This window comes from Streptomyces sp. NPDC017991 (assembly GCF_044328075.1).
Classification (GTDB): Bacteria; Actinomycetota; Actinomycetes; order Streptomycetales; family Streptomycetaceae; genus Streptomyces.
In genome coordinates, this window is the sequence record NZ_JBIRGP010000011.1 from 303,455 (window position 1) to 325,532 (window position 22,078).

General features: G+C 69.8%; 14 protein-coding genes. 4 read left to right on the forward strand and 10 right to left on the reverse strand.

The window, feature by feature from the left end; genetic code table 11:
* Positions 1-83 precede the first annotated feature (83 nt).
* Positions 84-1,544, forward strand: coding sequence for a PepSY-associated TM helix domain-containing protein (locus ACH4DZ_RS30350; protein WP_398290580.1), 1,461 nt, complete (start codon positions 84-86; stop codon positions 1,542-1,544).
* Positions 1,545-1,643: 99 nt separating this feature from the next.
* Here the strand turns inward: ACH4DZ_RS30350 and ACH4DZ_RS30355 are convergent, their stop codons facing one another.
* Complete coding sequence (locus ACH4DZ_RS30355; RefSeq protein ID WP_398290581.1) at positions 1,644-1,991, reverse strand: tetratricopeptide repeat protein; 348 nt, start codon at positions 1,989-1,991, stop codon at positions 1,644-1,646.
* Positions 1,992-2,190: 199 nt separating this feature from the next.
* Here ACH4DZ_RS30355 and ACH4DZ_RS30360 point away from each other — a divergent pair, with 199 nt between their 5' ends.
* Positions 2,191-3,156, forward strand: coding sequence for a pirin family protein (locus ACH4DZ_RS30360; RefSeq protein WP_398290582.1), 966 nt, complete (start codon positions 2,191-2,193; stop codon positions 3,154-3,156).
* Positions 3,157-5,015: 1,859 nt separating this feature from the next.
* Here ACH4DZ_RS30360 and ACH4DZ_RS30365 read toward each other — a convergent pair.
* The 8 genes from ACH4DZ_RS30365 to ACH4DZ_RS30400 form a co-directional block, all read right to left on the reverse strand.
* Positions 5,016-6,956 carry a glycoside hydrolase family 127 protein gene (locus tag ACH4DZ_RS30365; RefSeq protein WP_398290583.1) on the reverse strand — a complete coding sequence of 647 codons (1,941 nt, stop codon included), beginning with the start codon at positions 6,954-6,956 and terminating at the stop codon, positions 5,016-5,018.
* Positions 6,957-7,083: 127 nt separating this feature from the next.
* Positions 7,084-7,884: an alpha/beta fold hydrolase gene (locus tag ACH4DZ_RS30370; protein ID WP_398290584.1), complete on the reverse strand. Its 801-nt coding sequence runs from the start codon at positions 7,882-7,884 to the stop codon at positions 7,084-7,086.
* Positions 7,881-9,506: a glycoside hydrolase family 43 protein gene (locus ACH4DZ_RS30375; RefSeq protein ID WP_398290585.1), complete on the reverse strand. Its 1,626-nt coding sequence runs from the start codon at positions 9,504-9,506 to the stop codon at positions 7,881-7,883. Before ACH4DZ_RS30375 ends, ACH4DZ_RS30370 begins: the two co-directional genes overlap by 4 nt.
* Before the next feature lie 53 nt (positions 9,507-9,559).
* On the reverse strand, positions 9,560-10,723 hold the full coding sequence (locus tag ACH4DZ_RS30380; RefSeq protein ID WP_398290586.1) for an alginate lyase family protein: 1,164 nt from the start codon (positions 10,721-10,723) through the stop codon (positions 9,560-9,562).
* A gap of 110 nt (positions 10,724-10,833) precedes the next feature.
* Positions 10,834-13,803, reverse strand: a complete 2,970-nt coding sequence (locus ACH4DZ_RS30385) for a Tat pathway signal sequence domain protein (protein ID WP_398290587.1) — start codon at positions 13,801-13,803, stop codon at positions 10,834-10,836.
* A gap of 9 nt (positions 13,804-13,812) precedes the next feature.
* Entirely contained in the window at positions 13,813-14,652 is an 840-nt protein-coding gene (locus ACH4DZ_RS30390) for a carbohydrate ABC transporter permease (RefSeq protein ID WP_398290669.1), read from the reverse strand.
* Positions 14,653-14,753: 101 nt separating this feature from the next.
* Positions 14,754-15,704 carry a carbohydrate ABC transporter permease gene (locus ACH4DZ_RS30395; protein WP_398290588.1) on the reverse strand — a complete coding sequence of 317 codons (951 nt, stop codon included), beginning with the start codon at positions 15,702-15,704 and terminating at the stop codon, positions 14,754-14,756.
* A gap of 55 nt (positions 15,705-15,759) precedes the next feature.
* Positions 15,760-17,088 carry an ABC transporter substrate-binding protein gene (locus tag ACH4DZ_RS30400; RefSeq protein WP_398290589.1) on the reverse strand — a complete coding sequence of 443 codons (1,329 nt, stop codon included), beginning with the start codon at positions 17,086-17,088 and terminating at the stop codon, positions 15,760-15,762.
* 356 nt (positions 17,089-17,444) lie between these two features.
* On the opposite strand from ACH4DZ_RS30400, the gene ACH4DZ_RS30405 reads away from it, so the two are divergent.
* On the forward strand, positions 17,445-18,458 hold the full coding sequence (locus tag ACH4DZ_RS30405; protein ID WP_398290590.1) for a hydroxyacid dehydrogenase: 1,014 nt from the start codon (positions 17,445-17,447) through the stop codon (positions 18,456-18,458).
* A 144-nt stretch (positions 18,459-18,602) separates the two neighbouring features.
* Here ACH4DZ_RS30405 and ACH4DZ_RS30410 read toward each other — a convergent pair whose 3' ends face one another.
* Complete coding sequence (locus ACH4DZ_RS30410) at positions 18,603-20,831, reverse strand: glycoside hydrolase family 36 protein (RefSeq protein ID WP_398290591.1); 2,229 nt, start codon at positions 20,829-20,831, stop codon at positions 18,603-18,605.
* Between the two features lie 101 nt (positions 20,832-20,932).
* On the opposite strand from ACH4DZ_RS30410, the gene ACH4DZ_RS30415 reads away from it, so the two are divergent.
* Complete coding sequence (locus tag ACH4DZ_RS30415; protein ID WP_398290592.1) at positions 20,933-22,048, forward strand: LacI family DNA-binding transcriptional regulator; 1,116 nt, start codon at positions 20,933-20,935, stop codon at positions 22,046-22,048.
* The last annotated feature ends 30 nt before the right edge of the window (positions 22,049-22,078 follow it).

Here is a 22,078-nt window from a genome sequence, read left to right on the forward strand (position 1 = left end):
CTCGACGGGCCCGCCCACCGACTACTGCACCGCACGGCCGAGTACGGCCCCGTCGTCCCCTGCCCGACCGGAGAAGCCAGCCGATGTCCACCGCTCCCACGACCGAGACGGACGAGCCCCCGCGGTCCGCCACCCCCGCCACGCCCAAACCCGGCGGCTGGGCGCCGCTGCGCCCGCTGGTGCTGCGGCTGCACTTCTACGCCGGCGTGCTCGTCGCCCCGTTCCTGCTGGTCGCCGCCACGACCGGATTCCTCTACGCGGCGTCGTTCCAGGCCGAGAAGATCCTCTACTCGCACGAGATGACCGTCCCGGCCGGCGACGAGAAGCTGCCGATCTCCGAGCAGGTCGCCGCCGCGCGCAAGGCCCACCCGGAGGGAACGGTCTCCGCGATACGCCCCTCGCCCGAGGACGACGCGACGACCAGGGTGATGCTGTCCGGCGTCTCCGGCATCGGCGAGACCCACACCCTCGCGGTGTTCGTCGACCCGTACACCGCCGAGGTGCGCGGCGCGCTCGAACAGTACGGATCCACCGGGGCGCTGCCGCTGCGCACCTGGATCGACGAGTTCCACGCGAACCTGAAACTCGGCGACGACGGCCGCCTCTACAGCGAACTGGCCGCCAGCTGGCTGTGGGTGATCGCCGGCGGCGGCCTCGTCCTCTGGTTCGGCCGCCGTCGTACGCAGCGCAAGCTACGCGGCACCAGCGGGCGCCGGCGCACCCTCGGTCTGCACGGCTCGGTCGGCGTCTGGGCCGCGGCCGGCTTCATCTTCCTCTCGGCGACGGGCCTGACCTGGTCGACGTACGCCGGAGCGAACATCGACGAACTGCGCACCTCGCTCCGCCAGGCGACCCCGTCGGTGTCGGCCGCCGCGGGCGGGGAACACTCGGGCCACGACTCCGGTGCGGCCGAGGGCGGTGTCGAGCACGGTGTCGGCCTCGACAAGGTGCTGGCCGCCGCGCGGGCCGAGGGGCTGGGCGACCCGGTGGAGATCGTGCCGCCCGCCGACGACTCGTCGGCCTACAAGGTCGGCCAGGTCCAGCGCAGCTGGCCCACCAAGCAGGACGCGGTCGCGGTCGACCCGGCGACCGGCGAGGTGACGGACACCGTACGGTTCGCCGACTTCCCGGTGCTGGCGAAGCTCACCCGCTGGGGGATCGACGCGCACACCGGTGTCCTCTTCGGCGTCGTCAACCAACTGGTGCTGATGGCCCTCGCCCTCAGCCTGATCCTGCTGATCCTGTGGGGCTACCGCATGTGGTGGCAGCGGGGCCGCGCCTCGGCCTTCGGCCGTCCCGTCCCGCGCGGCGCCTGGCAGCAGGTGCCCGCGCACATCCTCGTCCCGCTGATGGCGGGCATCGCCGTCCTCGGGTACTTCGTGCCCCTCCTCGGCATCTCGCTGGCCGCCTTCATCGCGGTGGACGTCATCCTGGGCGAGATCGCCTACCGGCGGGGCAGACGCACGTACGGCCCCGCGAAGGGGTCCGTCAAGGAGGCGGTGCGGGAGACCGAGAAGGAGACCGAGAAGGAAGCCGCCAAGTAGCGCCGCCCCGGGGCCCGGTGGCCCGGTGGCGCTGTGTCGCGCCACCGGGCCGGCAGAGCCTCCGGCGGAGCCCTCCACTCACCTCCACTCACCCTCCGCTCACAGCGAGTCGAAGTCTCCCGCGAGGGCGGAGGCGAGCCGCAGGTGCGACTCGGCCTCGTCGTCGCGGCCCTGGCGCTGGAGCGTCCGGCCGAGCATGAGACGGGCGTAGTGCTCCACGGGGTCGTTCTCGACGAGGACGCGCAGCTCGGTCTCCGCCCGGCTCAGCTGGGCCGAGTGGTAGTACGCGCGGGCCAACAGCAGTCGGGGACCCGTCTCCCGCGGCACCTCCTCGACCAGACTGTCGAGAACGCGCGCCGAGGCGGCGTAGTCCTTGGCGTCGAAGAACATCCGGGCGCGCTCCCAGCGCTCCGCGGTCGTCCCGTGGTCGTAGTAGGTCGTGTCCACGTCTGTGACCTCCTCTGTTTCCTTCGACGGGCAGAACCGTCCCGGTTTGTTGAATATTCCACGACCTGTACGGCGGTCCCGGTGGTCCCGGTGGTCCATCACCGGCCTCCCGGCGCGTGCGCCGGTTCTCGGCCGAGCGGCTGTCGGAGACGGCAGGACGGCATGACGGAGGGTCCTCCACGGGGCTAGGTTGTGGGCCATGAGCAATCTTGATCGCGAGGCCGTTCCCGCTCTGTGCGGCGGCCGGGGTTTCGTGGTGGCGGAGCCGGTACGTGAACTCCTCAGCCCCCGCCGGGTCAAGCTCGGCGAGTCCAGCGAAGTCCGGCGGCTGCTGCCCAACCTGGGTCGGCGCATGGTGGGCGCCTGGTGCTTCGTCGATCACTACGGTCCCGACGACATCGCCGAAGAGCCCGGGATGCAGGTCCCGCCGCATCCGCACATGGGTCTGCAGACCGTCAGCTGGCTGCACGAGGGCGAGGTGCTGCACCGCGACTCCACGGGCGGCCTGCAGACGATCCGCCCGCGTGAGCTGGGCCTCATGACCTCCGGCAGGGCCATCAGCCACTCGGAGGAGAGCCCCAAGGCGCACGCCCGCTTCCTGCACGGCGCGCAGCTGTGGGTCGCCCTGCCCGACAGCGACCGCCACACCGACCCGCGTTTCGAGCACCACAGCGAGCTGCCCGTCGTCACGGCCCCCGGCCTCAGGGCCACGATCGTCCTGGGCGGTGTCGACGGCGCCGCCTCGCCCGGCACGACGTACACGCCGATCGTCGGCGCCGATCTGGCCCTCGCCCGGGGCGCGGACGTACGCCTGCCGCTGGAGCCGGACTTCGAGTACGCGGTGCTGTCCATGTCCGGCGAAGCCCACGTGGACGGCGTACCGCTGCTGCCCGGCTCCATGCTCTACCTCGGCTGCGGCCGCACCGAACTGCCCCTGCGGGCCGAGTCGGACGCCGGCCTGATGCTCCTCGGCGGCGAGCCGTTCGAGGAGGAGCTGGTCATGTGGTGGAACTTCATCGGACGGTCCGGTCAGGACATCGAACAGGCCCGGTCGGACTGGATGAACAGCTCGCGCTTCGGTGAGGTGAAGGGCTACGACGGGGACCGGCTCCCTGCGCCCGCCCTGCCGCCCGGGCCGCTGAAACCGCGGGGACGGGTGCGCTGACCAGTACGGATGCTGCGGTCGCTGTCGGCGGTGGGCGCGACCCGGGTAGGTCCTGAGCGCGTCGAATGCGGGTAGCCCTGGGCGAGCGATAATGCTCGGCCCGGAGGGCTTGGGGGCGCGCACCAATTCGCGGGTTTAGCCGTCTGTAGCAAGGTCTGGCAAACCCAATGCTGACCCGATGCTGACTCTACTGACGCGTAATCAGATGAGCTCGTGGCTGATCGCCGCGGACGTGCTCAGGACCACCTCGGCCCCTTCCGGTAGGCGTGGCCGACGTCGGACCGTGCGGGGCTCGCAAGACAACGCACGGCCGCGTGGGATCCCGTTCTGTTGAGCGTGGGCGTCGCGGCTGTTTGTCGGGAGCCGACAACAGTGACAAGGGGTGGCGAGCGGCGGCCCAGTGGTGCGTGTCATCGCCTGCCCGCGAGTGCACGTCTTTTCGATCGGCGGAATGTATCGGTCTGTGGACGGTCGGACGTCTCTCGAGAGCTTTGCAAGGAGTCGCGCCGTGGCTCGTCGAGCAGGTCCTCTGGCTGAACGCGGCATGCGCGCGGCGATGCCGGAACGTGAAGGTGTTGGTGTCCTGGCGAAGCGCTGTGCCAGTGCGTACCACCAGGGCACCCTCGTGGTCAGTTGAGTCCAACTGCACAAGCGAGCGACACACGGTTGCCCAACGCGGCAGGTCAAAGGGCCCGCTGATCTCTTCTGGGGTCCACTCTCGGCTCGGCTCTGTGCAGGGTAAGGGCCTGGGGTGCGGGCGGGGGTGCGTGCATAGGTGGTCCGCGTTGAACGAACGGCAGCGCGTGTTTCTGGAGTGGCTCGGGGCCGGTGAGGAACCTGAAGCTTGGGTGCTGGGGGAGCAGAGCTCGGCCTGCTTTCGGGCTCGCAACCTGTTCGGACTATGGCAGGCGGCGCCGCTGGGACGAGGAGAGGGCGCAAGCGGCACGCTCTGACCGTTCGTCCAGTGCAACGGCCGGCCGCTTGGTTCGCACTCTGGTCAGGCGTCCAGGGGGTCCCGGGGAAGCACGCTGCCTGCGGCGGAGGGATTGTCCCTGCCGCCCGGAATGCTGGAGAGCCTCCATGCGCCAGCAGGCCCCTCCGTGCGACAACACTGACGTCGCCATCACTCCTGTGTGTTCGGCTGGTGTCCCCGGACCCACCCCCGCTGGGGGGAATCTGGGGAACAGCGACGTCGCTGGAAAGCGCGTGGAGAGAGTCGGCTGCGTACAGCAGGAATCGATCGAACAAATCGCCCGGCGGGAGGGTTGACGCGGTAGCCAGTCCATCCGATCGGCTGAAGCAGGTACGTTGCGTGACTTCGTCGTTGGCCAGGCGAAGGAGTCCCAGCAGGTTCTTCGTCTGTTGGTGGTACGGGCTCGCCATAGCCTCTGACCTGTTGTTGTGGGTGAAAGTTCCTGCGTCTGAGCCGAGTTGGTCCGCACCTGGCCCGGATCTTGGTACCGCTTGTGACGTTGGGATGCGAGGCCCGGGGTCCGAAATGGCGCGTGGGGCTGGGTCGGCATCATGGCGGGGCTTGAACTGTTCTGTGCTCAGGCGGAGCAGTCCGGGGCTGTTTCGGATCGGGATGCCTTTGGCGAGTGGCCAGTGTCCATGGCGTGGTCCGGCCGACGGTGTGCGTCCTGCCGACGGCAGGGGCCACTGTCGCGGCCGCGCTGCGGATCCGGGCCGCCGCACAGCACCACCAGGCGGTGCAGAGTTCGCTCGGCACTGGGCGACGCTCGATATCGCGACGGACCAGGCTGGCGACCGGGGTGTCGGCCGGGAGGTTGGACAGCCAGTAGTTGCTCGGCGCCTCGGCGGGTGCCCGGCAGGGCGTCCGCTCTGTTGCTGTCGCTCTGTCACTGCTCTGTGGTGACGGTCGGAATCCATACGCGCATGGCGCCCGGGTCGCGGTGATCCCAGGCGTAGTAGGGCAGGGCGGTCAACGCGATGGGCCGGTCGGGCCGCGGCGGTACTGATCCGTGCGGGAGGTAGGGCCACCAGCCGGGTGCTTCCGGCGGGAGAAGGCGACCGGAGCCGGTGACGGTGGTGAGACCGCCGAGCAGGTCGGGTTGTTCCTGCTCGGTCAGCGGCACGGCCGGATCCAGGGCGATGGTGTCCGGGTCGAGGCCGTCGGGCTGATCGGTCTGTTCGAGGCAGTAGACAAGCGGTCCGCGTTCGACGGCGACGCAGCCGCGGACGGCGTCGACCCGAGGACCGGGACGGGTCAGCCGGGGTGCCATCGTGAGGTCGAGGCGGATGGTGTCGCCCGAGCGGAAGTGCCGGGTGACTCGCAGCCAGCCGTCCCGCTCCACGGTGTTCTCCGGTGTGCCGTTGACGGACAGACCGTGGCCGGTGCACCAGATGGGCAATCGCAGTGACAGCGTCCGTTCCGAGGCGGGGGCGGCCTCGACGGTCACGTCCACGACACCGTGCCAGGGGTAGTCCGTGGCGACATGCACCGTGAAGTCGTCACCGCCGTAGGTGCCGCCGGCGTACTGGTGCAGTTGCAGGCCGCCGGCGTCGGCGCTGGCGATGTAGTGCGGCAGGGAGGCGAGCAGGCGCATGGCGTTGGGCGGGCAGCAGGCGCAGCGGAACCACGGGGTGCGGCGGGCGGCCTGGTCGCCGGGGCGCTCGTGCGTGCCGGCCCGTCGGTGCAGCGGGTTGACGTACAACCAGGTCAGGCCGTCCAGGCCGACGCCGCCGAGGAAGCCGTTGAACAGGGTCCGTTCGATCAGGTCCGAGTAGCGGGCCTCACCGGTGAGCAGGGCCATCCGCCAGCTGAACTGTACGGAGGCGATGGCGGCGCAGGTCTCGGTGTAGGCACGGTCGGCGGGGAGCTCGTGGGCGTCGCCGAAGGACTCCCAATCGTGTCGTGAACCCAGGCCGCCGGTGAGGTAGGCCTTGCGGGACGCCATGTCCTGCCACAGCCGCTCCAGAGCCGCGCGCAGCACGGGGTCCGCGGACTCGGCGGCCAGGTCGGCGGCCCCGGCGAGCAGGTAGAGCTGCCGTACGGCATGACCCGCCACCTCTTCGGCCTCGCGGATCGGGGTGTGGTCCTGCCAGTACTCCGGGCCGGGGTCGCGGTCGTGCCCGCGGTCGGCGCCCGCGGCGAGGGTGCCGTGGCCGCGCCGGTCCAGGAAGTAGCGGGCCAGCTCCAGGTAGCGTTTCTCGTCGGTCGTGCGGTACAGCTCGATCAGGGCGGTTTCTATCTCGGGGTGGCCGCACACGGCGTCGACCTGTTTGCCGGGGCCGAAGACGGACTCGATGTGGTCGGCGAACCGGCATGCCACGTCGAGCAGTCGACGCCCGCCGGTCGCTCGATGATGGGCGACGGCGGCCTGCATCAGGTGCCCGGCGCAGTACAGCTCGTGGCCCCAGCCCAGCTCGGTCCATGGTTCGCCGCCGCCGAGCTGGTAGTACGTCTGGAGGTAGCCGTTCGTCCGCTGGGCAGCGGCGATCAGTTCTACGATCCGTTCCACCTCGGCGGCGAGTGCGGGGTCGGGTGTGTCGGCCAGCTGCCAGCAGGCGGCCTCCAGCCACTTGTAGACGTCGGAGTCCTGGAACTGGAAGTCGCCCGCGAACCTGTCCCGCGCGCCGGTGTGGCCGGCCGCGGCACGCAGGTTGGCGAGATTCCCGGCCTCCTCCAGCAGCCGTGGGCCCTGCGGGACGGACACCTCGGCGTTGGTCCGGCGGCGCTCGGCCCAGAAGCCGCTGTCGATCCGCGCGTAGGCGACGGGACGCAGCGTCGTGGTCGCGTCCCGGCTCGGGTGTACCGGTCCGGGGGTTACGGCGTTCAACACAACCTCCATGGGAGACAAAACATCGCGAGAGAACATCGGGAGAAAACAGCGCGAGGAAACAGCGGGGGACAGACACGGGGAGAGGAAACGTGCGCGGAGGCGGCCCCTGGATGACCGCCCCGGTTCAGTCCGCCGCCTGTTTCGCTGCCCGGTCCGCGGCCCATCGCTCGATGAGCCGGACGGTGCGGCCGGGATGCTCCTCGTGCAGGTAGTGGCCGGTCGCGTCCCAGTGCTCGACCCGGGAGCCGGGCTCCCGCAGGGTGCCGCGTTCCCAGTCGGCGGCCTCCGCCGAGGTCCACACCGTCAGGGCGGGGCAGGTGCGACGCCGCAGGTACGCCTCGCTGTGCGGACGGATCCCCACCGCGCCCGGGTCGGTGTACATGCCCGCGTACGCCTGGGCGACGACATGGCCCGGGGTGCCGAGCATGGTGCGGATGTGCGCGGTGCGCAGACCGGGCGGGGCGGTCGGGGAGAACGCTCCGGCCACCAGTGGCACGGCGGCTTCGGAGCCGTTCTCACGGTACGCGGCCAGGCGGCGCGGGATCTCGTCGAGCTCGGCGCCGTGCGCCCCGTGCGCGGGGTCGAGGGCGACCACGGAGCGTACGAGGTCCGGGCGGTGCACGGCGAGCAGGTTCACCACCTGGCCGCCCATGGAGTGGCCGACGGCGACGACGGGTCCGGTGCCGAGAGCGGTGAGGAGCATGGCGAGATCCCCGGCCATCGCCGCGGGGGTGTTGTCCCGCTCCGGGACGGGGGAGCGGCCGTGGCCCCGGAGATCGGGCACGATCACCCGGTGGCGTCCGGTGAGGGCGTCGGCGTGCGGCGACCATTCGCGGCCGTCGCCACCCCAGCCGTGCACCAGCAGCAGGGGTGGGGCGGCGGTGGGACCCAGGACGGTGTGGAAGAGGTCGACGAAGGCGGTCATGACTGTCGGCCCTCCGTGTCCGCCGCGTCCCCGGCCGCATAGGTGGCGTGCGCGAAGTCCGCGTGGACGCCCCCGCCGTCGAGATCGTGGACCCACAGGCAGAGCATCGCGCCGGTGAAGCCCAGGACACGCAGTTGACCGTTGTGGAACTCGTCGGCGTGCTCGTCGGACAGCACGGTGGCGTCGAGGTCGAGCGGCAGGACGCGCAGCGGGCCGGCACCCTGGACGGCGTACGAGAAGCGCAACAGGGGACCGTCGAGTGTCGCCCGCAGGACGATCGGCATGCCCTGGGGGAGGGGGACGCGCGGCGGATGTGCCGTGAGCCGGCCGGCCTCGCAACTCAGCGCCCGCAGTTGCGGGGAGCCGTCGTCGTCCGAAGTGACGTACAGGTAGTGCCAGTTGCGGGTGTTGTAGTACGCCGTCACTCCGGCCATGTGGTCCGGTGTGCGTGGGTTGAAGGTCATCCGGGTCTCGAAGGCGCAGCGGGCGTCCGTGACCCGGCGGGCGACCAGGCTCGGGGTGCGGCGGCCGACGGGCGACTGGCCCCCGTGGACGCGCAGCCGTCCGGGGGCGGGCTCCACCCAGTCGGGGGTGGCCGGGCGGCGCAGGGTGGACCAGTCGGGTCCGAGCGCCGGGGAGTCGAAGGTGTCGGTGGCGGACGGCTCGGGAAAGGGAGCGGGCTCCAGCGCCGGGGCCGGGACGGTCACCGCGGGGACGGCGCCCGCGATCCGCGGCCAGCCGTCGTCCGTCCAGGTCACCGGCTGGAGCGCGGTCTCGCGGCCCAGGACGCAGCGCCCGCGCTCGGTGTGGGGACGGGCGACGATGTGGGCGGCGTACGACTGGCCCGTGGCAGTCTCGACGAGCGAGCAGTGACCTGCCTTCTGCAGCTCCAGTGTCGGGTCGTGACGTGAAGTCAGGAGTGGTCCCGCCGGGTCGGGTTCGTAAGGGCCGAAGAGATCGCGGGAACGGGCGACGGCCGCCCCGTGCTCGTAGCCCGTGCCGCCCTCCGCGTGCACCAGGTAGTACCAGCCGTCCCTGCGGTACAGATGCGGGCCCTCGGCGACCCCGGCGGCCGTGCCCACGGAGATGGTCCGGGGTTCGCCGAGCAGCTTCCGGGAGGCGCGGTCGTACTCCTGGAGTTCGATCCCGGCGAACGACTCCCGCTCCGGACGCCAGTCGAAGCGCATGTTGAGCAGCCAGCTGCGTCCGTCCGCGCCCTCCCCGTCGTCATGGAACAGGGACACGTCGAAGCCGCGGCCGTGCAGCGGTACGGGATCCGACCACGGTCCCTCGATCGACGCGGCCGTGGTGACGTAGTTGGGCAGGTCCTTCCAGCCCTCGGCATAGGTGTCGACGACCGTGAAGACGAGGTGGAACAGGCCGTCCGTGTACGACAGGCCGGGCGCCCAGACGCCTCCGGAGTCCGGCACCCCGGTGAGGTCGAGGAGCCGGCGGTCGTCCAGAACCCCGCCCAGCGAGCGCCAGTTCAGCAGATCCCGGGAATGGTGGATCCGCACCCCCGGGTACCACTCGAAGGTGGACGTGGCGAGGTAGAAGTCGTCGCCGACCCGCAGTGCGACCGGGTCGGGTTCGAAGCCGCGCAGAACGGGGTTCTGGATCACGGGGTGCACCGGGCGAAGACTCCGATCAGTGGGTGGATGTCAGAGGGTGGACGTCAGAGGGTGAACAACAGGGTGCCGAAGCCCGGGTGGTCGCACTGGAAAGCCGCGCCTTCGGGGCGTATCCGCTGGATGGCCGTGTAAGTCCAGGGCGCCGCGAGCCCCCGGCGCTTGACGTAGTGGTTGTGGACCATCTCGTAGACCGGGCGCAGATTGCCGCGCTCGACCGTGGACAGTGAGGTGAATGTGGCCTGGCAGCTGCCCCACGTCGTGTACGGCACGTCGTTGCCGGTGTTGTACTTCGCGGTGTACTCGAAGCCGGCCAGTAGCCGGTTGGCGGCGGCGGAGTACAGGTCCTCGGTCTGGATCCAGGCGATCTCGCACGCTTCGGCCAGGCTGGCGAGGATGAGCTGGGTGTGGGCCTGGTCGCGGCCGCTGTCCACGCACTGGCCGGTGTCGCTGATCACCCGGTCGATCCTGCAGCAACTGTGGGTGTGGAAGGCGTCGACGGCCGCGTTGTAGAGGGAGGTGTCGTTGCAGAACACCCCGAACGCCATCATCGCCTTGATGCAGTTGGTGCCCCAGCCCGCGTCCCCGAACGTCCTGACCAGCGGCACGAGCACGTTCTTGATCATGTTCTCGGTCTGGGTGATGTCGGCCGCCGACCAGGAGCCCGAAGGCGCCGTGTAGCGCATCAGCTCGGCCGCCGCCGCGAACTTGAACCCATAGATGGAGGCCGCGAGTTGGGCGTCCTTTCCGGTGATCGAGGTCAGTGTGGACGACCAGGCCCTGATGATCTGGAGCGCCTTGGTGGCGTGCGCGGTGGTGCCGGTCAGGTTCCACATCAGGGCGTTCTGGTAGGCCGCGTTGCAGTCGTTCCAGAACTCCCAGTTGTGCACCTCGGTACTGCCCCGGTCGACCGAGGCGAACGGGCCCTGCATGGCGTACGTCGACTGGGAGTACGTGTTCGCCCTGAAGGCGTTCCAGCCGCTGAGCCAGGGCTCGGTGCCGGCGGCGATCCGGGTCTTCATCCGCGTGATGTCGGAGACCTTGTGGAGCACGCCCGGGTGGATGAAGGACGTGATGGCGTCGGCCCGGGATGCCAGGGCGACGGAGGTGGCTGCCGCCGTCGTACCGACCGCGGTGATCTGCAGGAAGCGCCGACGGCTTGGCGCGCCGGACGTGGACCGGGATGTCGAGAGGGACTGTGGCTCGGACATGGATCTCCTCGTTCACTCGGCGTCGAGCGGGGAAAGGCGATGCACGGGGAACTGCTGTGTGCGCGGTGGAGCGGGTGCGGTACAAGAACCGCACCCGCTCCACCGGTGGATCAGTGGGCCTTGTGGGGACCGCGGTAGAGCACGAGTGTGCTGCGTGGGCTGAGCCTGGGCCGGTGGCCGGCGCCGATCGTCCGTCCCGTGGCGAGGTCGCGGGCCGGTCCGAAGTCCTGCCGGGCGGGCAGGGTGAAGGTCTTGTCGGTGCTGGTGTTCATGGCGATCAGGTAGTCGCCGTACTCGCACAGATAGAAGGGGGCGCGGCCGACCAGCATGGTCTCCACCCCGTCGAAGTCGACGCCGAGGGCGGGGTCCGGGATGTCGGCCGGGATGGGCGCGAGCCGGTAGACGTCACCCTTCTGCGACTGGTGGAGGGTCTCGTCACCGGGCGGGGGGAATCCGCCGGGCGGGATGTGCCCGGCCCCCGGGTCGTTGATGGCGTAGTCCCACAGGATCCAGTCCCGGGCGGTGAAGGTCTTGTTCGTGGTGCCGGCGGAGTGCTGGCGGACGGTCGCGGAGCGCTGGTCGACGGGGGTGAGGTGGTGGATACGGGCGTAGTCGTTGACCCCCTGGCGGGCCCGCCAGTAGAGGGAGGCGAAAAGGAGTTCCCTGCCGTTCTTGACGGCTACGCAGCCGGTCTCCTCGTCGGTGAAGACGAAGTCGGGCTTGTCCCAGTCGGTGGGAATACGACCGGGGCGGTTCGGCAGGGCGTGAAAGGCGTCGAGGTCGCGGGAGACCAGGCGCAGTGCGGCGAGGCCGACGCGGGTCCAGGTGTGGTTGATGAGCAGGTCCAGCTGGTTGTGGAACTGTCCGTCGGCGACCATCTCCTGCGTCCAGCCGACGATGTCGGGGTCCTTGAACACCGCGGCGGCCATCAGCGGGTGGGAGTCCCAGGCGGTACGGGAGGCGTAGGCGATCTCGCCGGGGTAGACCTCGTTGCGCCAGCCGATGACGGTCTCGATACGGGAGACCCGGGCGCCTGTCTCGTCGACGTCGACCACCCGGAACCGGCCGCGGGCTTTGGTCATGGCGACCATCTGCTTGCGCAGTTCCGGCGCCTCCCTGCCGTCGTGGCCGCGTGTGACGGACTCGTACATCATGACCAGCCAGTCGATGACCTCGCCGTAGCTGCCCACGTATCCGAGTTCGCGCGTCAGGCCCGCCCTGGTGACCTGGTAGTAGCTCTCGCCCAGCGGCTTGGTCGGGTTGCCGTCCTTGTCCTCCTTGCCGAGGTAGGGCTTCATGCCGAGTGACTGGTACATGTAGTCGCGGGCCTTCGCCTCGGGCAGGGCGAGGTCGGGGGCGAGCAGCCTGAGACCGCGGTTGGCCTGGTAGATGCCGATGGCGCAGATCTGCGACTGGTTGGTGTAGTGCGGGAAGTGCTGCCGCCAGTAGTCGCGGCTGGACTTGAGCATGTCGGTGTACGCCTCGCGGCGCACCGGCTGCCCGGTGGTGCCGGCGCTCCGTGGCGGTACGAGGTCGTCGAACCAGGCCGCACCGGGGCCGGACAGCCGCAGGTGCATCTCCACCTGGGTGGCGCCGGCGGGGGTCTCCAGGTCGATGGAGACATACTGCCAGTCATGGGTGCCGGTGGCGGCGTACTGCCGGTGGTCACTGCCGACCAGGTTGCCGGAGGCGTCGAAGAACAGCGGGTCGATGTGGGCGCCGGCGCCGGTCACGCCGTCCGTCCTGATCCACGCGCCGTAGGTGTAGGTGCCCTTGCCTATCCGGGTCTTGGGCGAGGAGAAGACGGTGATGAAACCGTTCGCAGAGGTGGCGGTGACCTTGAGGGAGGCGGTTCCGGAGCGGGAGACCGTGGTGTCCCGGGACCAGTTGGCGTCCGCCGTCCTGCCCCAGCCGGGCACCTCCCAGCCCGTAGGGGTGTCGGCGCCCTCTTCGAAGCCCGGGTTGGCGAGCTCGTACGGGTCACCGGTCACCTTCTGGTCCAGGCGGTCCCCCAGGTGTGGCCAGAGCAGGGCGAGAACCAGGCCGACCCGCCCGAAACCCTGCCATTGCTGGTCGGAACCGGTGAGGACGGAGGCGTCGTTCTTCCACGCCAGGTAACGGCCGTCGATCGCCCGCAGAACCCGGTCCAGGGCGGCGTCCTGCTGGTAGGCCGGGCTGCCGGACCACAGGTAGCCCTCGGCCAGGGACTGGAAGGCGAAGGCGTCCATGCCGGCCGGGTTCGCGGTGGTGAGGTAGTTCTTCTGGTCCCTCTCGACGCGCTTGTGCACGGCCTCAAGTGCCTCGGGGCCGGGGCTCGTCCGCACGGTGGGCACCGGGGCGGGACCCTGGACCTCGCCCTTGGGTGGCGCGAAGTACGGCTCGGTGTGGGTGTAGAGACGGTAGATGCCGCGCGAGGGCGTGGTCATCTTGTAGTAGAGCTGCTCGGCGTTCTGCCCGTACGACCAGATGCGGCCCATGGAGCGGATCTCCAGGGTCACCTTCTTCTTGCCTGCGGTCATCTTCTCGGGCAGGGGGAGGGTGTGGAGGAAGAACCGGCCCGGGCTGCGCGGAGAGGTGTCGAGGATGTCGAGGTTGTCGACGGCGCCCTCGTCCTGATAGCCGATCTGGAGGCCGTCGCAGAACAGCTGGAGCCGCCACATGTTCGTACCGGAGGCGGACTGCTGACTGGTGGAGTCGTAGTCGTCGCCCCACAGCCGGACGGTGACGTACGTGGTGCCGGTCGGGCTGACCTCGACGTGGAACTTCAGGGTGCCGCCCCAGTACGTGGCCGGCTGTGAGGGGTTGAGGACGCGGGCGCTCTGGCCGAGGCCGCCGGTGACGGTCTCGGCGTTCGCGGCGGTGAGGCCGTGGGCGGTCTCGGAGGCCGGGTCGCCGAAGACAACGATGTCCAGGGGCTTGCGGGCGGTCCTGGTGAGCGTGCCGGACGCGGCGGGCGCGTCGGCCGGGGAGGCGGGCGCGGCCGTGGCGGACGGCGTGGTGAGCCAGCCGAGTCCGGCCGTGGCGGCACCGGTGGTTCCGGCGTACTTGAGCACTTCACGACGTCGGGGAGTGTTGGCCATTGCTGATCCTTATTTGAGGCTGCCCATGAGAATTCCGCTGCGCCAGTACTTCTGGAGGGTGAACATGAGGACCGCCAGCGGAATGATCGACAGCAGGGAACCGGTCAGGACGAGCGTGTTCATGTCGCGGGCGGTCTGCGCTTGCTGGAGCCAGGAGAAGAGGCCCAGGGTCACGGGGAAGCTGCGCTCGCCGTTGAGCATGAACAGCGGGAGGAAGAAGTTGTTCCAGATGTTGATGAAGTCGAGCATGAAGATGGTGATGCCGCCGGTCCGCATCAGTCGCAGGGCGACGGCCAGGAAGATGCGCAGCTCACCGGCGCCGTCGATGCGGGCGGCCTCCATCAGTTCCGTCGGCACCGAGCTGTCGGCGTAGACCTTGCCGAGGTAGACCCCGAACGGGTTGATGAAGTACGGGATCAGCACCGACCAGATCGTGTTGGTGAGCCCGATCTCGGCGAACACCAGATAGAGCGGGAAGGCCAGCAGGGTGCTGGGCAGCAGCGAGGCACCGACGACGAGGGCGAACATGGCGCCCCGGCCGCGGTACTCGTACTTGGCCAGGCCGTAGCCGGCGGCGAGCGAGATGAGTGTCGAGCCCGCCGCCCCGACGGTGGAGTAGAGGACGGAGTTCCCGATCCAGCGCAGGAAGACGCCGTCGTGGTAGCTCGCGATGTCCTGGAGGTTGTCCCCGAGGTGGTTGGCGGAGAACCACAGACCGAACGTGGAGTACAGATCGGTCTGGTTCTTGGTCGCCGACACCAGCAGGAACCAGGTGGGGGCGAGAGAGTAGATCAGGAAGAAGATCAGCAGGCCGGTGGTGAGCGCCACGGCGCGGCGGGTGGGGCGCACTCCGCCCCCGGACGTCTCCGCGGCACGGGGGGCCTTGGAGGTACGGGGTGCCTCGGCGGTAGGGACGGCCTCACGGGCATGGCCTGCCTTGGTGGCGCTGCTCATGACATCTTCCTGTTCGTGACGTGATAGAAGACGAAGGCGAGGATGCCGGTGGCGACGGCCAGGACCAGCGACTCGGCCGCGGCGTACTGGTAGTCGCCGGTCTTGAAGGCCTTGTCGTAGATCTCCATCATCGGCGTGAAGTCGGTGTTGATCGACTCCGGTGCGATCTGCCGCAGCAGGAGCGGCTCGGCGAACAGCTGGAGCCGGCCGATGAGCGAGAACATGCCGGTCAGTACGAGGATCCCGGTGATGTTCGGGACCTTGATGGACCAGGCGATGCGCGACTCGCGGGCGCCGTCGAGCCGGGCGGCCTCGTACAGCTCCCGCGGCAGCGCCTGCAGCGAGGCGGAGATCAGGATCATGTTGAAGCCGATGCCCTGCCAGGTGAGCAGATTGCCCAGCGAGAGATAGGTGTTGAGGCCGCCGAAGAACTCGATGTCCATGCCGGCGCGGTCCGCGAGGTCGATGATCGGACTGCCGGTGGGGCTGTAGAGGAACAGCCACATCAGGGCGGAGACCACCGTGGGGATCACGTACGGGATGAGCAGCCCGGCACGGAAGAAGCGCACCGCCCGCGCGGCGACGCCGTCCAGCAGCAGGGCCAGCAGCAGGGAGATGCCCAGCATCACCGTGATCTGCGCCGCCCCGAAGAGCAGGGTGCGCAGCATGCTGGCCCAGAACGCGTCGTCGGAGAGGACCGACGCGAAGTTGTCGAAGCCCGTGAAGACCACCCGTGTCGGGCCGAAACCCAGGCCGGTGCCCTTCTTCTCGTGCAGGCTCTCGTTGAAGGCGTAGGCGATCGGCAGGACGTAGGTGAGGAGGAAGCCGAGCAGGAAGGGCAGTGCGAACAGCAGGCCCTTGTAGGCTCCCCGTCTCCCGGTCCGGCGGGGGGAGGGCCGCCGGACCGGGGAGTCGGTCGCGGCCGGCGGCCGCGTCAGGGTGGGCACGGGTGTCTCCAGATGGGGTGCGTCGGCTGTCCTTGGGGTGAGGCTTCGGGAGGTGTCAGCTGCCCGCGACGGCCTTGATGTCCTTGCTGTTCAGATCGTCGACGGTCCACTTCTGCAGGCCGGTCAGCATGTCCTTGACCGTGAGTTCCTTCTTGATGACCTTGCCCCACTGCTTCTGCATCTGGGAGTACATCGCCGCGTAGTTCGGTCCGTACTGCCACTGGTCGCCGACCCGCGAGGCGGCCGTGGTGATCACTTCGGCGCTGTCGGACTCCTTGTTGAACATCCCGGTCGGGATGATCTTGTCCACGTACGGCGACACGTCCTTGACCGCGGGGAACAGGCCGGACTTGGAGGCGGGGTCCGTGAGCGTGGTCAGGGACTCCTTGCTGCTGCTCAGCCAGGCGGCGAACTGGGCGGCGCGGTCGGGGTACTTACAGCCCTTGAGGACGGCGGTGGTGTCGAAGTTGCTGGAGGTCCGAGGCTGGGCGCTGTCGAAGAGAGGAGCGTCCGCAAGCTGCCACTTCCCCTTGGACTTGGGGAAATTCGTGTCGTAGATCGGCAGCTGCCAGGTCGAGGTGGTCATCGCGATGGTCTTGCCGAGATCCCAGGTCTTGAAGACGCCCGGGTCGGCGTAGGAGGCGTTGGAGGCAAGGTCGTCGTCGACGAGCTGCTGGACGATGTCACCGGCCTTGAGCGCCTCGGGCGAGGTGAAACTGATCGTCCAGTGGTCGCCGTCGGCCTTGTACCACTGGGCGCCGGCCTGCCAGGACAGGTCGACCAGCGTGCTCGGGTCCTCGCCGGCCATGTTGAAGATCTTGACGTTCTTGTTCCGCTGCTGTGCCTTCTTGCCGGCCGCGATCAGGTCGTCCCACGTCTTGGGCGCCTCGATGCCGTACTTCTTGAACAGGTCCGCGCGGTAGGCGGTGAACAGCGGCGAGGAGCCCATCGGGATGCCGAAGGTGGTGCCGCCCGGGCTGACCGCGTTCCAGGCCGGGGCGGTGTACTGCCCCTTGTACTGAGCCGCGGTCTTGCCGATGTCGGTGAGCAGGCCGTCCGCGGCGAAGCCCGCCAGGTTCATTCCGTCCATCTTCGACAGACAGGGCGCGGTACCGGCGTTCACCGCGGCGCGCAGCTTCTGGTACACGGTCTCGCCCGCCGCGTTGACGAACTTGACCTGGGTCTCGGGGTGCTCCTTGTTCCAGACCTTGGTCTGGGCCTCGATGCCGTCCGTCCAGCTCCAGAACTCCAGAGTCACCTTGCCCTCGGTGCTGGGCCGGGCCTCGGCGTTCGTGTCGTCGCCGCCCGAACAGGCGGCGAGAAGGAGACAGAGGGAAACGGCGGCGGCCGACGCGGTGAGGGTTGTGGCGCGATATGTGGTCATCGGTCCTCCACAGGGGAACAGGACGGCGCGTGCGGTGTGGGGGCCGGCGCGGTGGTCAGCGAGGCAATGGCGGCAAGGTCACCCGTGACTGCGAGAAGTAACCGTTTGCTGTGTGGACCGTAAAGTGTGGCTGGCCGGAACCACAAGAGGGTGAGGCCGGATTGTTTCATCGAACTTTCCAGCGCATTACCCGGAGCCTGCTCTGACCTGCACTGTCCATGTCCATGGCGATTTGGGTCGGGCGACCGGCGTGGTGACACAACCTCGGGTGAAGTCATTGACCCACGGCCAAAGACGTATCTAGCGTAGAAGACGTTTACTATCCAGTGCAGTCTCCGCGTCGAAGCAGGAGTCCCATGCCCAACCCACACCTGCCCGCAGCCGTGTTCGCGATGAACCCGGCTCACCTGCCCGAGCTCCTTCCGCCCCATCTGATGTCGCGACTGGGAGAACTGGTACGGATCGACCCCGCGTTCGTGGTCCGGGACTTCACCGACCCGGCCGCGCGGGCGGCTCTGGCCGAGGCCGAGATCCTGATCACCGGATGGGGCTGCCCGCACATCGGTGCCGAGGCGCTGGCGGCCGCTCCCCGGCTGCACACGGTGCTGCACGCGGCGGGCAGCGTGCGCAACCTCATCGGGGAGGACGCGTGGCGACGCGGACTCACGGTCTCCAGCGCGGTACAGGCCAACGCGCTCCCGGTGGCGGAGTACACCCTCGCCGCGATCCTGTTGGCCGGGAAGGACGCCTTCGGTCTGCGTGAACGCTTCCGGGCCGAGCGCGTCTACCCGGCCTCCACCGACTACGCGGACATCGGCAACCTCGGCCGGCGCGTCGGCGTGATCGGCGCTTCACGGGTCGGCCGCAGGCTGCTCGAACTCCTGCGCCCCTTCGAGTTCTCGGTCATGCTGCACGACCCGTACGTGGACGACGCCGAGGCGGCAGCCCTCGGAGCCGTACCGATGTCGTTGGAGGAACTGCTGCGTGCCAGCGACATCGTCAGCCTGCACGCTCCCGACATCCCGCAGACCTACCGGATGCTGGACCGCGACCGGCTGGCACTGATCAGGGACGGCGGTGTGTTGATCAACACCTCGCGGGGCGCTCTCGTGGACCCCGAGGCGCTCACCGACGAACTGGTCGGCGGGCGGCTCAGCGCCGTGCTCGACGTCACCGAACCCGAGCCGCTGCCCACCGGGTCCCCGCTCTACCGGCTGCCCAACGTCTTCCTCACCCCGCACATCGCCGGATCGCTCGGCAACGAGCTGGAACGGCTCGGCCGCACAGTCGTCGAGGAGCTGGTACGCCTCGGCGCAGGGCTCCAGCTCGCCCACCCCGTACACCGGGCGGATCTCACGATCAGCGCCTGAGCCGCTCGCCGGCACCGGCCACCGCCCGGCCGTACACGTCTGCGTGCCGTATCCACCGCTTGCCTTGGCGCACTGACCCGCGGGAGCACTGTGGCCCCTCGACGAGCACCGAGGGGCCACAGGCATGCCGTGCGGGCTGCGGGCTCAGGGCGGCGTACCGCCCGGGTCGGCGCCGAAGGACAGCAGTACCGCCGACCGCTCGACCGGGAGGGCCACCCGCACGGTTCGCTCCCGGTCGTCCCACTCGTACGTCGGCTCCGGCCCCGCTCCGAACATCAGGTGCGGCCGGTCGGCCCCGGCGGTCCACGGGAGCGGCACGGTGACCGTCTCGGGTGCGCCGTCCCGACGCCACAGGGCCAGCAGGGTCGTGCCGTGCCGCTCGTCGACGTCCTCGGTGGTCAGCGCGAGGGCGATCCAGCCGTCGCGCCAGCCGGGCAGACCCAGCGGCCAGCGGGGCCGGGCCCCCGTCAGCAGGGGGCGGTAGGCCTTGTACGTGTCCACGGCCCGGCGCACGAGAGCCAGCTGCTCCGGTGCCAGGAGATCGGGACGGCCGCTGAGGTGGATACGGCCGAGCATGGCCGACACCATGACCATGCCGAGCTCGGCTTCGCTGTGCTCCGGCAGCGGATACGCCCAGATCGCGCCCTGCTCGGGGGTGACGGCGGTGGGTGCCGCGGCGGCGACGGCGGGCAGGAGCCGGAAGTCCTGCTGGTCGGTGACGGAGTGGATCGGCAGCCGGGACAGGACGGCGTGGTCGGTGCGGCTGCCGCCGGCCGCGCAGCTCTCCAGGACCAGGGTGGGGTGCCGGTCGAGAACACCGTCGAGCCAGTCGAGGTAGGCGCGGTTGTGCCCGAGCAGCCCGTCACCGGCGCTCGTGGTGCCGTCCGGACCGTCGGTACCGGGGCCGATGTCGATGTTGTAGTCGAGCTTGAGATAGCCGACGCCGTAGTCACGCACGAGCCGGTCCACGACCCCGTCGAGGTGGGCGCGCGCCGCAGGATGGCACAGGTCGAGCTGGTGGCGGCCCCACTCCACCAGACGGACACCGTCCCGGCGGAAGAACGCCTCGTCGGGCAGGATGGCGGCGACCGGGCTGCGTACGCCCACGACCTCGGGCTCCAGCCACAGCCCCGGCACCATGCCCGCGCCGCGGACGCGGTCCAGTACCTCGCTCAGCCCGCCGGGGAAGCGGGGGGCCGACTCCGTCCACTCGCCGACCGAGTCCCACCAGCCGGGCACCCCGCCGGGGCCCACGGTGCCGGGCGGCTCGGCGTCGTACCAGCCGGCGTCGACACAGAAGTACTCGGCGCCCGCCGCGGCGGCCGCGTCCACCAGGGGCAGCAGAGCCTCGGTACTGGGCTCGCCCATCAGGCTGTTCATGAAGTCGTTGAAGACCACGGGCAGGCCCTGGTGGTCGGGGTGCGGGCGCCGGGTGGCGCGGCGGTACCGGGTCAGGACGGCGAGCGCGGCCTCGAAGCCGCCCGAAGGGACGACGGCGACCGAGGCCGGCACGGTGCGGAACGACTCGCCGGGCGCCAGATTCCGGCGCCACTGGTGCTCGCGGTCCGTCGGCCCGGACAGGGCCAGGTACACGTCGTCGAAGCGGTCGGCGACCTCGGCGTGCCAGGAGCCGTTGTGCTCGATCTGCCACAGGAGGGCACGGCCTGTCCGGGTCTCCTCCAGGCAGCCCATGGGCAGGTGCTCGGAGGACGACCATGAACCGGTGCTCGTCACGGCGATCCGGTTCTTCGACCCTGTCTGGCCGAAGGGCACCATGCCCACGTCGAGGAGACCGCGCTCGGCCAGGGTGGCCCTGGACCAGCGGTACTCGCCGCTCCAGGGGTTGCTCGCCAGCCACAGGGACAGGCCGTCCTCCCAGCGCTCCCCGTCGCCGAGGTGGCGGGCAAGGTTGGAACAGGTGAAGGAGGAGACGTACTCCAGGGTGACCGGACGGTCGCCGGCGTTCTCCACGCAGGTCTCGGTGCCGAGCACCGGTATGCCCTCGTGCAGGGTGCAAACGACGGTGACGTGCAGACCGATGGTCTCGTCGGCCATCCGGACCCGCAACGTCCGTGCGTCCCCGCCGCCGTGCCGCCCGTGCTCCTCGTCGTGACCGGCGTAGCGAAGTGCGAGCGAGGCCGCGCCGTCAGTGTGGCGCTTGCCCGAGGTGCCGAGCCTTCCGCTGCCCGCGGTCTGGATCTCGGCCAGTGGCAGGGCCCGCTGCGCGAGCAGTGCGCACCGGGCGGGCTCCCGTACCGGATCGGGCAGCGTGGCGGCCTCGCCCACCGCCAGCAGCCGCACCGGACCGGCCGGGTCGAGTGACAGAAGGATGGACATCTCGGCGGTGCCCCAACGCAGGTGGGTGACGGGCATGGCAGGCGACTCCCGAGATGTCAGTAAACGATTACTGTTCGAAGACCGTAGTTCGTGCATCAACGGCTCGCAAGTAGCGCCATCTGCAGTAACGTAGAGCCGTGACGGACAACGGAAACGCTGCTCGAACGAGCCCTGACCGCAAGCAACCCGGCAAGCGCCGACGCGACAACAGTGCGGGAGACAGGCCCAGCACGATTCGCGATGTCGCCGCCAAGGCCGGCGTTTCGGTAGCAACCGTTTCCCGAACCCTCGCCGGAAACTATCCGGTCTCCGATGCCACCCGTGCTCGGGTCATGGCGGCGGTCGAGTCCCTGCGCTATGTGGTGAACGTCCACGCCAAGGCACTCTCCGGCAGAGTCGCGGGGCCCATAGCCCTGGTCCTCCAGGACATCACCGGACCCTCGCTGGCACACGTCGCGGCAGGGGCGGAGCAGGAGGCGGCAGCACGCGGCAGGCTCAGCCTGGTCTGTGCCACCCACGACGACCGGGACCGGGAGGACGACCTGGTGCAGCTCATGCGTGAACAGCATGCGGCCGCGGTGGTCCTCGTCGGCGGAGCGGTGCTGTACGACGGATACCACGCGCGCATGGCCGAGTACGCCAGGGCGCTGGACACCGCCGGCTCGCGGCTGGTGCTGTGCGGCCGGCCGCCCCTGCCGGGCAACCTGCCGGTGACGGTGGTGGAGTACGACAACCGGGGAGGCGCCTTCCAGGCCGTCGACCACCTGCTCGCCGCAGGACACCGACGCGTCCTGTTCCTGGCCGGTGGCCCCTTGATCAGCAGTGCCGAGGAGCGCCGGGCCGGCTACTGCCAGGCGTTGCGGGCACATGGCGTCGCATACGCCGAGGAGCTGGACGTACCGGGTTCGTACACGCGGGTCTCCGGCTATCAGCGGACCCGGGCGGCGCTGGGGGAGGGGCTGGATTTCACGGCGGTCTTCGCCGGCACCGACATGGTGGCCGTCGGCGCTCTGGCCGCGCTGCGCGAGGCCGGCCTGTCCGTGCCCGGTGACGTGTCCTTGGTCGGTTTCGACGACGTCCCCTTCGCCGCCGACCTGACACCCGCCCTCACCACGATCCGGGTGCCCTACGAGGACCTCGGACGCACCGCGGTCCGCCTGGCGCTGGAGCGGGAGAACCGCCTGGCCGGAGACGACCATGTGGTGCTGAGCACGCAGCTGGTGATCCGGCAGTCGGTACGGCCGCCGAAGTGAGGCAGGAGCCCGGCCGCTGCCGGGTTCCAA